The sequence below is a fragment of the Pseudomonas sp. FSL R10-1350 genome, from assembly GCF_009600525.1.
Taxonomy (GTDB): domain Bacteria; phylum Pseudomonadota; class Gammaproteobacteria; order Pseudomonadales; family Pseudomonadaceae; genus Aquipseudomonas; species Aquipseudomonas helleri.
In genome coordinates this window covers 1-14,641 of the sequence record NZ_WIVR01000016.1, presented here as the reverse complement: position 1 = coordinate 14,641, position 14,641 = coordinate 1, and the positions used below count along the sequence as shown (strand labels likewise).

Genomic DNA, 14,641 nt, shown 5'->3' with positions numbered 1-14,641 from the left:
GCAATGAAAACGCTTTGGCAACACTGCAATGCCGCAACCATGGCCAATGGCACGTATTCGATCATCGAAGACGCTGCCATCGTGACCCGCGAGGGCTTCATTGAGTGGATCGGCCCGCGCCAGCAGGTCCCCGCCGGTGAATACGGCCACACCATCGGCCTGGACGGCGCGTGGGTCACGCCGGGGCTCATCGACTGCCACACCCACACGGTGTTTGGCGGCAACCGCAGTGGCGAGTTTGAGCAGCGCCTGCAAGGCGTGAGCTATGCCGAAATCGCCGCTGCCGGCGGCGGCATCGCCAGCACCGTGCGTGCGACCCGTGCCGCCAGCGAAGACGAGTTATTCGCCAGCGCGCGTCAGCGTTTGCTGAACTTGCTGCGCGACGGCGTGACCACGGTCGAGATCAAGTCCGGTTATGGCCTGAGCCTGGAGAGCGAGCGCAAGATCCTGCGGGTGATTCGCCGTTTGGGCCAAGAGCTGTCAGTGACGGTGCGCAGCACCTGTTTGGCAGCGCACGCCTTGCCGCCCGAGTACAAAGACCGGGCAGACGATTACATCGAGCACATTTGCACGCACATGCTCCCCGCACTGGCCGCCGAAGGGCTGGTGGACGCGGTAGATGCGTTCTGCGAGTACCTGGCGTTCTCGCCAGAGCAAGTCGAGCGGGTGTTCAAGGTGGCGCAGCAACTGGGCTTGCCGGTCAAGCTGCATGCCGAGCAACTGTCGTCGCTGCATGGGTCAAGCCTGGCGGCGCGGTATCAGGCGTTGTCGGCAGACCATCTGGAGTTCATGACCGAAGAAGACGCTGTTGCCATGGCTCAATCCGGGACCGTGGCCGTGCTGTTGCCGGGAGCGTTCTACTTTTTGCGCGAAACCCAGTTGCCACCCATGGAGGCCCTGCGCAAACACGGGGTAAAAATCGCCATCGCCAGCGACCTCAACCCCGGCACGTCGCCGGGTTTGTCGTTGCGCTTGATGCTGAACATGGCCTGCACCCTGTTTCGCATGACCCCCGAAGAGGCGCTGGCAGGCGTGACTCAGCACGCCGCCACGGCCTTGGGCCTGGGCGAGAGCCACGGCTCGCTGGAGCCCGGCAAAGTGGCCGACTTTGTCGCCTGGAACATTGATCGCCCGGCAGACCTTGCGTACTGGTTGGGTGGGGATCTGGACAAACGCGTCGTGCGCAACGGCGTCGAGCTTTAGGAGAACAGGCTGTGGATAAGGTTCTGACATTCAAACAAGGCCGCGTGCCGTTGCTGATCAGCATGCCCCACGCGGGCATAAAACTGACCCCGGCGGTGCAGGCGGGCTTGATCCCCGAAGCGCAAAGCCTGCCGGACACGGACTGGCACATCCCCAAGTTGTACGAATTTGCCGCAGAACTGGGGGCCAGCACCTTGGCGGCCGAGTATTCGCGGTTTGTGATCGACCTCAACCGCCCCGAAGACGACGCGCCGATGTACGTGGGCGCGACCACCGGGTTGTTCCCGGCCACGCTGTTTGATGGCGTGCCGCTGTTTCGCGAAGGGCAAGCGCCATCAAAGCAAGAGCGCGCGACTTACCTGGAACGCATCTGGCAGCCGTATCACCAGACCTTGCAGCAAGAGCTCAAACGCCTTAAAGACCAGTTTGGCTATGCGTTGCTGTTTGACGCGCACTCTATTCGCTCACACATCCCGCATTTGTTTGAGGGGCGCTTGCCGGATTTCAACCTGGGCACGTTCAATGGCGCCAGCTGTGCACCGCAACTTGCGGGTGATCTTGAAGCGATCTGCGCCGAACACCCGGCTTATCGCCATGTGCTCAACGGGCGCTTCAAGGGTGGCCACATCACCCGGCATTACGGCAGCCCGGCGGACAACATCCATGCCGTGCAACTGGAATTGGCCCAAAGCACCTACATGGAAGAGTTCGAACCCTTCAACTACCGCGAAGACCTGGCGGCGCCGACGCAGGGGGTGCTCAAGCAATTGCTGACGCGGATGATCGAGTGGGGCCAGGAGCGCTACGTGAAGGACTGATGGTCTGAAACCTGTGAGGTGGGAGCGGGCTTGCTCGCGATCCAGGCAACGCGGTCCGGCAGGCAGGCCGCGTTGATCCTTTCGCGAGCAAGCCCGCTCCCACAGGATTCTGTGGGGTCTTCAACAGGATTTTTATAACCCCATGCTCATTCCGCCAATCGGGTTTATGATGCCAAACGGCACTATTTCTTGATGTCCCCACCAGGGATGACCTCAACCCTCCCGCGGAGTGTGTAATGCAGACCTTGTTCCCGCAGATCAAACCCTACGCCCGGCACGATCTTGCTGTTGATGGGCCACATGTCTTGTATGTCGACGAAAGCGGTACGCCCGACGGCCTGCCGGTGGTCTTTGTGCACGGCGGGCCGGGGTCGGGGTGTGACGCCAACAGCCGCTGTTATTTCGATCCGGGCGTGTACCGCATCATTACCTTCGATCAGCGCGGCTGCGGCCGCTCGACTCCACATGCCAGCCTGGACAACAACACCACGTGGGATCTGGTCGCTGACATGGAGCGGATTCGTCTGTTTCTGGGCATCGACAAGTGGGTGCTGTTTGGCGGCTCCTGGGGCTCGACCCTGTCACTGGCCTACGCGCAAAGCCACCCGGATCGTGTGCATGGCCTGATCCTGCGCGGTATCTTTTTGGCCCGCCCGCAAGAAATTGAATGGTTCTACCAGGCCGGTGCCAGCCGTCTGTTCCCGGATTACTGGCAGGACTACATCGCGCCGATCCCGCCGGAGGAGCGCGACGACTTGCTCGGTGCCTTCCACAAGCGCCTGACAGGCAATGACCAGATCGCGCAAATGCACGCAGCCAAGGCCTGGTCGACCTGGGAGGGCCGCACCGCGACGCTGCGTCCCAACCCGCAAGTGGTTGAGCGCTTCTGCGACCCGCACCGGGCGCTGTCGATTGCCCGCATCGAATGCCACTACTTCACCAACAGCGCGTTCCTTGAGCCGGATCAACTGATCCGCGACATGCACAAAATCGCCCATCTGCCGGGCGTGATCGTGCATGGCCGCTACGACGTGATTTGCCCGCTGGACAACGCCTGGGAGCTTCACCAGAACTGGCCGGGCAGCGAACTGCAAGTGATCCGCGAAGCCGGCCACGCAGCCTCTGAGCCCGGCATTACCGATGCCTTGGTGCGGGCTGCCGAGCAAATGGCTCGCAGCCTGCTCAACTTGCAGCCGGACGAAGCATGAAGGGTCTGCTGCAACGCGTAAAAGGCGCGCGGGTAGAGGTGGGCGGGGAGATTGTCGGTTCGATTGATCAGGGTTTGCTGGTGCTGTTGGCCGTCGAACCTGACGACACCCAGGCCCATGCGGCCAAAATGCTGCACAAGCTGCTCAATTACCGGGTGTTCAGCGATGCCGAGGGCAAAATGAACCTGTCGCTGAAGGATATCGGCGGCGGTTTGCTGCTGGTGTCGCAATTTACCCTGGCCGCCGACACCAAAAGCGGCTTGCGCCCCAGCTTCTCTACTGCGGCCCCACCCGCCATGGCCGAGGCGATGTTTGAGCACGTCCTGGCCGAAGCCAAACGCCTGCATCCGATGGTCGAATCAGGCCGTTTTGGCGCCGATATGCAGGTGCATTTGGTCAATGATGGCCCTGTGACATTTCTGTTACAGATCTAAAACCTTGAAAATCTGTGTTTTCGTCAGAAAACATTAAGTTTTAGTTAGAAATACTTGGCGACAATAGATGCGTTGTAACGCGGGCTACTAGATAATCCCCGACTACCATAGAGACTAATCCGATACGTCAGGGGAATCATTCTTCCCTTTGACGGTCGGAACAGTGCTCGCCAACCCGGCATTTAGATCGCTGGCCGTTGGTTTCATCATCTGTTTTCGGCGAGGTTGCTCGTGATTGTTAGTCCATTAAATGCACCAAAAAGGTCTGCCAAGCGGTTACGCAACGCACTGGTGACGGGCTCTGCGCTCTTTTGCTTGCTCGGTGCGGGTCAACTGTGGGCCTTCAGTCTGGATGACGTAGCGGTTCAGGCTAAAGCCCTGGCCGAACAGAAATACCAAGCGCCGCGCAGCAATCTGCCAAACGAATTCCGTGACATGAAATTCGCGGACTATCAAAAGATTCAGTTCAAGCGCGAGAAATCCCAGTGGGCGGGCGACAAGACCCCGTTCAAGCTGTCCTTCTATCACCAGGGCATGCATTTCGACACGCCGGTGAAAATCAACGAAGTGACCGCCGACAAGGTTGAAGAGATCAAGTACGACCCGAGTCGTTTTGATTTCGGCGACGTCAAATTCGACCCTAAAGCCACCGAGAACCTCGGCTGGGCCGGTTTCCGCGTGTTGTACCCGATTAACAAGGCCGACAAACAAGACGAAATCATGACCATGCTGGGCGCGAGCTACTTCCGCGTGATCGGCAAAGGTCAGACTTACGGCTTGTCGGCACGTGGCATGGCGATTGATACCGCGCTGCCATCGGGCGAAGAGTTCCCGCGCTTCACCGAGTTCTGGGTTGAACGCCCAAAACCCAACGACAAACACCTGGTGATCTTCGCCTTGCTGGATTCGCCACGGGCGACCGGTGCCTACCGCTTCATCCTGCGCCCTGGCGTAGACACAGTGGTAGACGTGAAGGCGCAAATGTACCTGCGTGACAAAGTGGGCAAGCTGGGCATCGCTCCGCTGACCAGCATGTACCTGTTCGGTGCGAACCAGCCGTCCAAAGTCCTCAACTACCGCCACGAGCTGCACGACTCGTCGGGCCTGGCGATCCATGCCGGCAACGGTGAGTGGATCTGGCGTCCGCTGAACAACCCGAAACACCTGTCGGTGAGCAACTTCGCCGTTGAGAACCCGCGTGGTTTTGGTTTGCTGCAACGTGGCCGTGACTTCAGCCAGTTTGAAGACCTCGACGACCGCTACGACAAGCGTCCAAGCGCCTGGATCGAGCCACAAGGTGACTGGGGCAAGGGCTCCGTTGACCTGGTAGAAATCCCGACGGCTGACGAAACCAACGACAACATCGTTGCGTTCTGGAGCCCGGGCACTCTGCCAGAGCCAGGCAAGCCGTTTGATTACGCTTACCGCCTGCACTGGACCCTGGACGAAGCAGCACTGCACCCGGCTGACAGCGCCTGGGTTAAACAAACCATGCGTTCGACCGGTGACGTCAAGCAATCCAACCTGATCCGTCAGCCTGACGGCAGCGTGGCTTACCTGGTGGACTTCGAAGGCCCGGCGCTGGCCAAACTGCCTGCCGATGCGCCTGTGCGCAGCCAGGTGAGTGTGGGTGACAATGCCGATCTGGTTGAAAACAACCTGCGTTACAACCCGGAAACCAAAGGCTGGCGCTTGACCTTGCGCTTGAAAGTCAAAGACCCGAGCAAGTCCACGGAACTGCGTGCGGCACTGGTCCAGGACGTTGAGCAAGCCCCGGCAACCGTGGCCAAGGCTGAGAAAGTGGCAGCCAAGGTGCACGAGAAGAAAGAGCCAAAAGAAGCAAAAGCCAAGGACGCCAAGGATGCCAAGGGCACCCCGGCGCCTGCCGCCGAAGCTGCCCCTGCCACCCCAGAGCCGGTGAAGACTGAAAAAGTACTGACCGAGACCTGGAGCTATCAGTTGCCAGCCGATGAGTAATGCTCACTCTCAGCCAGTCTCGCTTGGCGAGTATCTGGCCCATCTGCCACTGAACGATGAGCAGCGCGCCGACCTGGCGAGCTGCACCTCGTTCGCCGAGTTGCATGAACGCCTGTCGGCGCGCCCGGACATCGACACCGCCGAGGCCGCCCAGGCTTCGGTGGCTTCGCGTCTGAACCTGAGCACGGCCCAAGAGCTTGAGGACGCAGAAATGCTCGCCCTCGATGCCAGTGGCCGGGTGATGCTCAAGGCCACGCCGCCGATTCGCCGTACCAAGGTGGTCCCCGAGCCATGGCGCACCAATATTCTGGTGCGTGGCTGGCGCCGCATGACCGGGCGCAGCAACCCTGCGTTGCCGAAAAAAGACGAAAATGTGCTGCCCAAGGCCCGCTGGCGTACGGTGGGTTCGATCCGCCGTTACATCCTGCTGGTGCTGATGCTGGGTCAAACCATCGTCGCGGGCTGGTACATGAAAGGCATCATGCCGTACCAGGGCTGGTCGTTTGTTGACCTGGAAGAAGTACTCCACCAGCCGTTGCTGCAAACCGCGCAACAAGTGCTGCCGTACGCCTTGCAGACCAGCATCCTGATCCTCTTCGGGATTTTGTTTTGCTGGGTGTCTGCGGGCTTCTGGACCGCCCTGATGGGCTTCCTTGAACTGCTGACCGGGCATGACAAGTACCGTATTTCCGGCGCCAGCGCTGGCGATGAGCCGATCCCTGAGCAAGCGCGTACAGCGTTGGTCATGCCGATTTGTAACGAAGACGTCACCCGTGTGTTTGCGGGCTTGCGGGCAACGTTTGAATCGGTGGCTGCCACAGGTGATCTGGACCGCTTTGACTTCTTTGTCCTGAGCGACAGTAACGACCCCGATATTTGTGTCGCAGAACAACAGGCCTGGCTGGATGTGTGCCGCGAGACAGAAGGCTTCGGGCGGATTTTCTATCGCCGTCGTCGCCGTCGTGTGAAGCGTAAAAGCGGCAACCTCGACGACTTCTGCCGTCGTTGGGGTGGCGATTACAAGTACATGGTGGTGCTCGACGCCGATAGCGTGATGAGCGGCGAATGCCTGACCAGCCTGGTGCGCTTGATGGAAGCCACACCCGACGCGGGCATTATCCAGACCGCGCCACGTGCGTCGGGCATGGACACTCTGTATGCACGCATGCAGCAGTTTGCGACGCGCGTATACGGCCCGCTGTTCACCGCCGGTTTGCACTTCTGGCAGTTGGGTGAATCCCACTACTGGGGCCACAACGCGATCATCCGCATGAAGCCGTTTATCGAGCACTGCGCCCTGGCGCCGTTGCCGGGCAAGGGCGCGTTTGCGGGGGCGATTCTGTCCCACGACTTCGTTGAAGCCGCGCTGATGCGTCGTGCCGGTTGGGGCGTGTGGATCGCTTACGACTTGCCGGGCAGCTACGAAGAACTGCCGCCTAACTTGCTGGACGAACTCAAGCGTGACCGCCGCTGGTGCCACGGTAACTTGATGAACTTCCGCCTGTTCCTGGTCAAAGGCATGCACCCGGTGCACCGTGCGGTGTTCCTGACCGGTGTGATGTCCTACTTGTCGGCCCCGTTGTGGTTTTTCTTCCTGCTGCTGTCGACGGCCTTGCTGGCGGTCAACACGCTGATGGAACCGCAGTACTTCATGGAGCCGCGTCAGCTGTATCCGTTGTGGCCACAATGGCACCCGGAAAAGGCAGTCGCGCTGTTTTCGACCACCATCGTGCTGCTGTTCCTGCCCAAACTACTGAGCATCATCCTGATCTGGGCCAAGGGCGCCAAAGAGTTCGGCGGCAAGTTCAAGGTCACCGTGTCGATGCTGCTCGAAATGCTCTTTTCGATGCTGCTGGCGCCGGTGCGCATGATCTTCCACACCCGTTTCGTTCTGGCTGCCTTCCTGGGCTGGGCCGCGACCTGGAACTCGCCACAACGTGACGACGATTCCACGCCGTGGAGCGAAGCGGTACGCCGTCATGGTCCGCAAACCTTGTTGGGTGCTGCGTGGGCCTGCCTGGTGCTGTGGTTGAACCCGAGCTTCCTGTGGTGGCTGGTGCCGATTGTGGGTTCGCTGATGCTGTCGATTCCGGTGTCGGTGCTTTCCAGCCGGGTGAAGCCGGGCCTCAAGTCGCGTGACGAAAAGCTGTTCCTGATCCCTGAGGAATACGCACCGCCCCGTGAGTTGTCGGCGACCGAGGAGTACACCCACGAGAACCGCTACCACGCGCTTCACGATGGCTTTGTACGTGCCGTGGTGGACCCGCAGCAAAATGCCCTGGCGTGCGCCTTGGCGACCTCGCGTCACCGTGAAGCCGAGCCGATCGAATGGCTGCGCGCCGAGCGCGTGCGTCATGCGATCAAGGTCGGCCCGAGCGGTCTGAACAACAACGAGCGTATGGCGTTGTTGAGCGACCCGGTGGCGTTGGCCCGTCTGCACGCGTTGGTGTGGACCGACGGTCACGAGGACTGGCTCAAAGCCTGGCGTGATTCGGTGGCCGCCGATAACCACGCACCGTTGCTGGCGTTGCAGCCAGCGGCGTGATCCAAATCTCGCTCGCACCTCTACAGGGGGCGAGCGAGAAACGGTTTTTCGTAGCAGTTGCCGAAGGCTACGTCCGGCGGCAAAGCCGTCGTAAAACCCTACACTGCGCAGAACCTGACAAACCCCGCACTTAGCTTTTACGATCGCTTCGCAATCGAACGCAGCCTCGCAAAGCTCGGCAGCTGCTACGAATTGAGCCTCAGCATTCCCCCGCCTGTCGTGCTTTTAACGCGCAAAACTCGTCTCAAAACCTTCTGTGAGTTAGCATCCGTCCCCGAATGGGTGAGTGCCCGGCTTTGTTGGCTTTATCAAGCAAACCCGCCGCAGGCCAACACCTTTATTGAGTCGGTTGAGGGGAGGTTGATGATGAAGAAGTTTCTGACGAAACTGCTGTGCGGCGCCACTGCATTACTGGCAGTCAGCGCAGCCCATGCAGGCGCCATTGACGACGCGGTCAAACGCGGCACGTTGAAAGTCGGTATGGATCCAACGTACATGCCGTTTGAAATGACCAACAAGCGCGGTCAGATCATTGGTTTTGAAGTTGACCTGCTCAAAGCCATGGCCAAGTCCATGGGCGTCAAGCTGGAACTGGTGTCCACGGCCTACGACGGTATCATCCCGGCCCTCATGACCAACAAGTTCGACATGATCGGCAGCGGCATGACCCTGACCCAAGAGCGCAACCTGCGCCTGAACTTCAGCGAACCCTTCATTGTTGTGGGCCAAACCCTGCTGATCCGCAAGGAACTGGCAGACAAGGTCAAGTCCTACAAAGACCTCAACGATCCACAGTACCGCCTGACCTCCAAAATCGGCACCACGGGTGAAATCGTCGCGCGCAAGCTGATGTCCAAAGCCCAGTACCACGGCTACGACAACGAGCCAGAAGCGGTGCTGGATGTGGTTAACGGCAAGGCAGACGCGTTTATCTATGACGCGCCTTACAACGTTGTAGCGGTCAACAAGTTCGGCAACGGCAAGCTGGAGTTCCTCGACAAGCCGTTCACCTACGAGCCGTTGGCGTTTGGTTTGAAGAAAGGCGACTACGACAGCATCAACTACATCAATAACTTCCTGCACCAGATCCACGAAGACGGCACCTACGATCGCATCCATGACAAGTGGTTCAAAGACACCGCCTGGCTCAAAGACATGGAATAAGGCTGTTAAACCATTCGTGAACTTGCTCGCGCCTGCACACCACCTGTAGGAGCGGGCTTGCTCGCGATGGCGGCCTCCCTAGCGACACAAAACGTGGAACCTGAAAGTGATCAAACAAAAGAAAGCCCAGTGGCCCTGGCACGTCTTGACCGTGCTAATCCTCATCGGTCTGGCGGGGGCGCTGTATTACGCCACCTCGCTGATGTCCTACGAGTGGCGCTGGAACCGAGTCCCGCAGTACTTCGCCTATCAGGCCGAAGAAGCTCAGCGGGCCGCTGAAACCTCCACCGTGATCGAAGTGATACACAACGGCGGCAAAGCCGAAGTCGTGCTGCGCGGCGACGATGGCGCTGAACAGCGTCTGACCGTTGCTGACAACAGCCTGCAACTGGCTGAAGGCGACGATGTCGCTGAAGGCGATGTGATCGGTGTGAACCGACATTGGGCTGCCGGGCCGCTGCTGCTGGGCCTGTGGACCACCGTTTGGCTGTCGCTGGTGTCTGGCGTGCTGGGTTTGCTGATCGGGCTGGCCACGGGCCTGTGCCGGCTGTCAAACAACCCGACCCTGCGTGACTTGTCGACGTTGTACGTCGAGCTGGTGCGCGGTACGCCGTTGCTGGTGCAGATTTTTATCTTCTACTTCTTTATTGGCACCGTACTGAACCTGTCCCGCGAATTTGCCGGCATTGCCGCGCTGTCGCTGTTCACAGGCGCGTACGTGGCCGAAATCATCCGCGCGGGCGTCCAGTCCATCGCCCGTGGGCAAAACGAAGCGGCACGCTCGCTGGGCCTCAACGCCAGCCAGTCGATGCGCTACGTGGTCCTGCCGCAAGCGTTCAAACGGGTGCTGCCACCGCTGGCCGGGCAATTTATCAGCCTGGTCAAAGACACCTCGCTGGTGTCGGTGATTGCGATTACCGAGCTGCTCAAAAGTGGTCGTGAAGTCATTACCACCTCGTTCTCGCCGTTCGAAATCCTGTTCTGCGTGGCGGGCCTGTACTTGTTGATCAACCTGCCGCTGTCGCACTTCGCCAGCCGGCTTGAGCGGAGGCTCGCGCAAAGTGATTGAAGTTCGCGAACTGGTAAAAGTCTTCGACACCCGCGGGCACATCGTACGCGCGGTCGACAACGTCACTACCAAGGTCGACAAGGGCGAAGTGCTGGTGGTGATCGGCCCGTCCGGCTCCGGCAAATCGACCTTTCTGCGCTGCCTCAATGGCCTGGAAGAGTTCGACTCGGGCTCCGTCAGCATTGATGGCGTTGATTTGGCCGACCCGAAAACCGACGTCAACGCCTACCGGCGTGAAGTCGGCATGGTGTTCCAGCATTTCAACCTGTTCCCGCACATGACCGTGCTCGAAAACCTCTGCCTGGCGCAGAAAGTCGTGCGCAAGCGCGGCAAGGCCGAGCGTGAAGCCAAGGCCCGTGCGCTGCTGGAGAAAGTCGGGATCGGGCAGAAGGCCAACGAGTTCCCGTCGCGCCTGTCAGGCGGCCAGCAACAGCGTGTGGCCATTGCCCGTGCGCTGGCGATGGAACCCAAGGTCATGTTGTTTGACGAGCCCACCTCGGCACTCGATCCGGAGATGGTCGGCGAAGTGCTCGACGTGATGAAGACCCTGGCCCTGGAAGGCATGACCATGGTCTGCGTGACCCACGAAATGGGCTTTGCCCGTGAAGTGGCGAACCGCGTGCTGTTCTTCGATCACGGCAAACTGCTGGAAGACTCCGCCCCGGAAGACTTCTTCAACTCGCCAAAAGACCTGCGCGCCCAAGCGTTTTTGCGCCAAGTTCTGTAACACCCAAAACCCGTAGGAGCGAGCTTGCCTCGCGATCTTTTAACCCATCAAAAGATCGCGAGACAAGCTCGCTCCTACCGGTTCAGACCTTAAATCGCCCCACCAACGTCTGCAGATGCGTGCCCAAACGCGCCAGCTCAATGCTCGACGCGGCGGTTTCTTCGCTGGCGGCGGCCGTTTGATCCGACACATCACGCACATTCAGCACGCTGCGGTTGATCTCTTCCGCCACGGTACTCTGCTGCTCGGCGGCAGCCGCAATTTGCTGGTTCATGCCCTGAATGGCCGACACGGTACGGGTGATGTTGCCCAGCGACTGGCCTGCACTGCGGGTCAGTTCGACGCTGCTGTCGGTGAGGGTGCGGCTGCTGTCCAGGCGACTTGAGACCTGCTGTGTGCTGCTTTGCAGGCCGGCAATCAGTTCTTCGATTTCCTCGGTTGATTGCTGCGTGCGTTGCGCCAGGCTGCGCACCTCGTCGGCCACCACCGCAAAACCGCGCCCGGCTTCACCGGCCCGTGCCGCCTCAATGGCCGCGTTCAGGGCCAGCAGGTTGGTTTGCTGGGCCACCGACTTGATCACGTCCAGCACGCTGCCGATCTTGTCGCTTTCGCGCTTGAGGTGATCCATGGCCTCGGTGGAGTGCGCAACCTCTACGGCGAGCTTCTCGATCTGCGCGATGGCTTGTGCAACCACCGTGTCGCCTTCGTGGGCCTGCTGGTCGGCAGCACCGGCGGCTTCGCTGGCTTCTTCGGCATTACGGGCCACTTCTTGCACCGTCGCGGCCATTTCGTTCATGGCGGTGGCCACCTGATCGGTCTCGACTTTCTGGCTGTTAACCCCGGCGCTGGTTTGCTCGGTGACGGCAGACAGCTCTTCCGCGGCGCTGGCAATCTGGGTGACGCCATCGCGAATCCCGCCAATCAGCTCACGCAGGCCTTCGGTCATGTTCTGAATAGACTTCTGCAACTGCCCCAGCTCATCGCGGCGCTCAGTTTTAGAGTCATGGGACAGGTCACCGGCGGCGATGTACTCAACGGACTTGAGCGTGCGTTGTAGTGGCACCACGATCTGACGGGTGATGATCCAGGCCGCAATGATCCCGATCACCAGCGCCAGCGCGGCACAACTGACCAGCAGCGTTCTGGCCTGCTGGCTGTCTCTGTCACGCTTGGCGGTTTGCAGTGCCGAGAGCTTTTGGCTCAGGTCGATCAGGTTATTGCCTTGCAGGTGCATGCGCTCCAGCGCCTGATCGGTATTTTTACCTTGCGCCAGGTCATCGAAGGCCCGTTTGTACTCGGCGGCGGCACTGATCTGCTGATCGACCAGCGCCAGGTCTTCAGGCATGGTCAGCTGTTTACGCGACGAAACCAGAATAGTGTCCAGCTCGCGCAAGCGCTCATCCACCTGGTGCTGGGCATCGGCCTGGTGAGTGAGTTGATAATCGAGCCGCGCAATGCGCAGGTCTTTGGTCAGTCCGATGATCCTGGAGATGCTGGCCAGTTTGTCGCCCCGTTCAATCACCGACGCCAGGCCATTCCAGCCGGCGGCGGCGATCAACACGGTCAGAACCAGCACCAGGCCGAAACCCAGGCTGAGTTTACGATTGACGCTCATATTGCCGAGTAGGTGGGCTAATCGACGGTACATGGTGCTGCTCCTTTAAGGACCTGGATCGAGAGACGCAAAGTTGTCCGTTGCTTTGCGGTGCTCGTGACTTCACAGCGCATCGGCGTCCCGGCAGATAACTGTAGAACGGCTGTCGAATATGTGATCCAGGTCGCAAGAAGTGGCTTATTGCCATATAGGGAGCGAGGCCGCTCGCTAGCCTCGTAGTCGCTGACGAGGAACGAGGCTGCGAAACGGCCGTAGAGATTAGTGGGCTTAGAACAACCGGGCGAGGAGGGCGGTGACGGCGGTTTCGACCCGCAGGATGCGGGCGCCGAGTTGTACCGGTTGCAGTCCGGCGTTGACCAGCAGGTCGATCTCGTAAGGGATCCAGCCACCTTCCGGTCCGATGGCCAGGGTGACGGCTTCGTTCAGGCCGCGTGGGCAGTCGGGGTAGTTGCCGGGGTGGCCGATCAGGCCCAAGGTGCCGTCGGCCATGGCCGGCAGGCGGTCTTCGACAAACGGTTTGAAGCGTTTTTCGATGATGACTTCAGGCAGCACGCTGTCGCGGGACTGCTCAAGGCCCAGGATCAATTGCTCGCGTATGGCCTCGGGCTCCAGAAACGGGGTTTGCCAGAAGCTCTTTTCAACCCGGTAACTGTTGACCAGCACGACCTTGGGCACGCCCATGGACGCCACCGTCTGGAGTACCCGGCGCAACATTTTCGGCCGGGGCAGGGCCAGCAGCAGGGTCAGCGGGAGCTTTGGCGGCGGGGGCTGGTCGAGACTGAGGATCACCAGCTCTGCCTCTTTGGCTTCAAGGCGCACCAGTTCGGCGCTGCCCATCAAACCGCCAATACGGCCCACGCGCAGGGTGTCGCCCACCGCTGCACGGTGCACGTCCTGCATGTGGGTCAGGCGCCGGTCGCGCAGGATCACGCGGTCGGCGGCAATGAAGTCAGCCTCTTCGAGGAGCAGCAGGTTCACGGCTGCGGTGCTGGCGGTTGGGCGTTGCTGTCGCTGTCAGCCGGTTCTTCTTCGTCGCCGCGCTTGTTTTTGCTGATCAGGCTGCCAAACAGAATGCCGATCTCAAACAGCATCCACATCGGCACGGCCAGCAGCGTCTGCGAAAAGATGTCCGGCGGGGTCAGGATCATGCCGACCACGAAGCAGCCGATGATCACGTACGGGCGGATCTTGCGCAGGTATTTGACGTCGACGATGCCGATCCAGACCAGCAGCACCACGGCCACCGGAATTTCAAAGGCCACGCCAAAGGCAAAAAACAGGGTCATGACGAAATCAAGGTAGCTGCTGATGTCGGTCATCATGGCGACGCCTTCCGGGGTCGCGGCGGCGAAGAACTTGAACACCAGCGGGAAGACCAGGAAGTAGGCAAACGCCATACCGGCATAGAACAAAAAGATACTGGAGATCAGCAGCGGCACGGCAATGCGTTTTTCATGCTTGTACAGGCCCGGCGCAATGAAGCCCCAGATCTGGTGCAGGATCACCGGAATGGCAATAAACAGCGAGACCATCATGGTCAGCTTGAGCGGCGTGAGGAACGGCGAGGCCACGTCGGTGGCGATCATCGTGGCGCCCACCGGCAGGTATTCACGCAGCGGCGTAGAGACCAGGGTGTAGATCTGCTGCGTAAAGGCAAACAAGGCGATAAAGATCAGAAAGACCGCCGCAATACAGCGCAACAAACGGGTACGCAGCTCGGTCAGGTGCGAGACCAGCGGCATTGGCTGGTCGTGTTCGGGCTGCTCGTTTTTGGAGGAGTCGCTCATGCGCTTAGGGGGCTCGCGGTGGCAGGGTTGGGTCGTGTGGCGCAGGCGCGTGAGGCGCTGGCCCGGCCTCGGTCTCGCTCAGGCTGGTCGGTGC

At 60.2% G+C, this 14,641-nt stretch carries 12 protein-coding genes; 9 read left to right on the top strand and 3 right to left on the bottom strand.

The window, feature by feature from the left end; all coding sequences use genetic code 11:
- The first annotated feature begins 3 nt into the window (after positions 1-3).
- The 9 genes from hutI (at position 4) to GHO25_RS09865 (ending at position 11,145) form a co-directional block, all read left to right on the top strand.
- On the top strand, positions 4-1,203 hold the full coding sequence (gene hutI, locus GHO25_RS09905; protein ID WP_153390699.1) for an imidazolonepropionase: 1,200 nt from the start codon (positions 4-6) through the stop codon (positions 1,201-1,203).
- An 11-nt stretch (positions 1,204-1,214) separates the two neighbouring features.
- Positions 1,215-2,021, top strand: a complete 807-nt coding sequence (hutG, locus tag GHO25_RS09900) for an N-formylglutamate deformylase (protein WP_178110047.1) — start codon at positions 1,215-1,217, stop codon at positions 2,019-2,021.
- 236 nt (positions 2,022-2,257) lie between these two features.
- Positions 2,258-3,229, top strand: coding sequence for a prolyl aminopeptidase (gene pip / locus GHO25_RS09895; protein WP_048386416.1), 972 nt, complete (start codon positions 2,258-2,260; stop codon positions 3,227-3,229).
- A complete protein-coding gene (gene dtd, locus GHO25_RS09890) occupies positions 3,226-3,663 on the top strand; it encodes a D-aminoacyl-tRNA deacylase (RefSeq protein ID WP_048386415.1) in 438 nt (145 codons plus the stop codon). Before pip ends, dtd begins: the two co-directional genes overlap by 4 nt.
- Before the next feature lie 288 nt (positions 3,664-3,951).
- On the top strand, positions 3,952-5,640 hold the full coding sequence (locus GHO25_RS09885) for a glucan biosynthesis protein G (RefSeq protein WP_153330846.1): 1,689 nt from the start codon (positions 3,952-3,954) through the stop codon (positions 5,638-5,640).
- Entirely contained in the window at positions 5,633-8,185 is a 2,553-nt protein-coding gene (mdoH, locus tag GHO25_RS09880) for a glucans biosynthesis glucosyltransferase MdoH (protein WP_048386413.1), read from the top strand. The genes GHO25_RS09885 and mdoH overlap by 8 nt, the downstream gene beginning before the upstream one ends.
- Positions 8,186-8,551: 366 nt before the next feature.
- On the top strand, positions 8,552-9,349 hold the full coding sequence (locus GHO25_RS09875; protein WP_048366741.1) for a transporter substrate-binding domain-containing protein: 798 nt from the start codon (positions 8,552-8,554) through the stop codon (positions 9,347-9,349).
- 109 nt (positions 9,350-9,458) lie between these two features.
- Complete coding sequence (locus tag GHO25_RS09870) at positions 9,459-10,418, top strand: amino acid ABC transporter permease (protein ID WP_371924553.1); 960 nt, start codon at positions 9,459-9,461, stop codon at positions 10,416-10,418.
- A complete protein-coding gene (locus GHO25_RS09865) occupies positions 10,411-11,145 on the top strand; it encodes an amino acid ABC transporter ATP-binding protein (protein WP_048366739.1) in 735 nt (244 codons plus the stop codon). Before GHO25_RS09870 ends, GHO25_RS09865 begins: the two co-directional genes overlap by 8 nt.
- Before the next feature lie 82 nt (positions 11,146-11,227).
- Here GHO25_RS09865 and GHO25_RS09860 read toward each other — a convergent pair whose 3' ends face one another.
- From GHO25_RS09860 to tatC, 3 genes are all read right to left on the bottom strand, one after another.
- A complete protein-coding gene (locus GHO25_RS09860; protein ID WP_153390698.1) occupies positions 11,228-12,793 on the bottom strand; it encodes a methyl-accepting chemotaxis protein in 1,566 nt (521 codons plus the stop codon).
- Between the two features lie 234 nt (positions 12,794-13,027).
- A complete protein-coding gene (locus GHO25_RS09855) occupies positions 13,028-13,738 on the bottom strand; it encodes a 16S rRNA (uracil(1498)-N(3))-methyltransferase (RefSeq protein ID WP_178110046.1) in 711 nt (236 codons plus the stop codon).
- Positions 13,735-14,547, bottom strand: a complete 813-nt coding sequence (tatC, locus tag GHO25_RS09850; protein ID WP_048366736.1) for a twin-arginine translocase subunit TatC — start codon at positions 14,545-14,547, stop codon at positions 13,735-13,737. Before tatC ends, GHO25_RS09855 begins: the two co-directional genes overlap by 4 nt.
- Between the last annotated feature and the right edge of the window lie 94 nt (positions 14,548-14,641).

What these genes read in the sequence shown, in the direction of transcription:
- hutI (WP_153390699.1), top strand. Translation starts at nt 4, where the DNA reads ATGAAAACGCTTTGGCAACACTGCAATGCCGCAACCATGGCCAATGGC.
- pip (WP_048386416.1), top strand. Translation starts at nt 2,258, where the DNA reads ATGCAGACCTTGTTCCCGCAGATCAAACCCTACGCCCGGCACGATCTT.
- dtd (WP_048386415.1), top strand. Translation starts at nt 3,226, where the DNA reads ATGAAGGGTCTGCTGCAACGCGTAAAAGGCGCGCGGGTAGAGGTGGGC.
- mdoH (WP_048386413.1), top strand. Translation starts at nt 5,633, where the DNA reads ATGAGTAATGCTCACTCTCAGCCAGTCTCGCTTGGCGAGTATCTGGCC.
- GHO25_RS09875 (WP_048366741.1), top strand. Translation starts at nt 8,552, where the DNA reads ATGAAGAAGTTTCTGACGAAACTGCTGTGCGGCGCCACTGCATTACTG.
- GHO25_RS09860 (WP_153390698.1), bottom strand. Translation starts at nt 12,793, where the DNA reads ATGTACCGTCGATTAGCCCACCTACTCGGCAATATGAGCGTCAATCGT.
- tatC (WP_048366736.1), bottom strand. Translation starts at nt 14,547, where the DNA reads ATGAGCGACTCCTCCAAAAACGAGCAGCCCGAACACGACCAGCCAATG.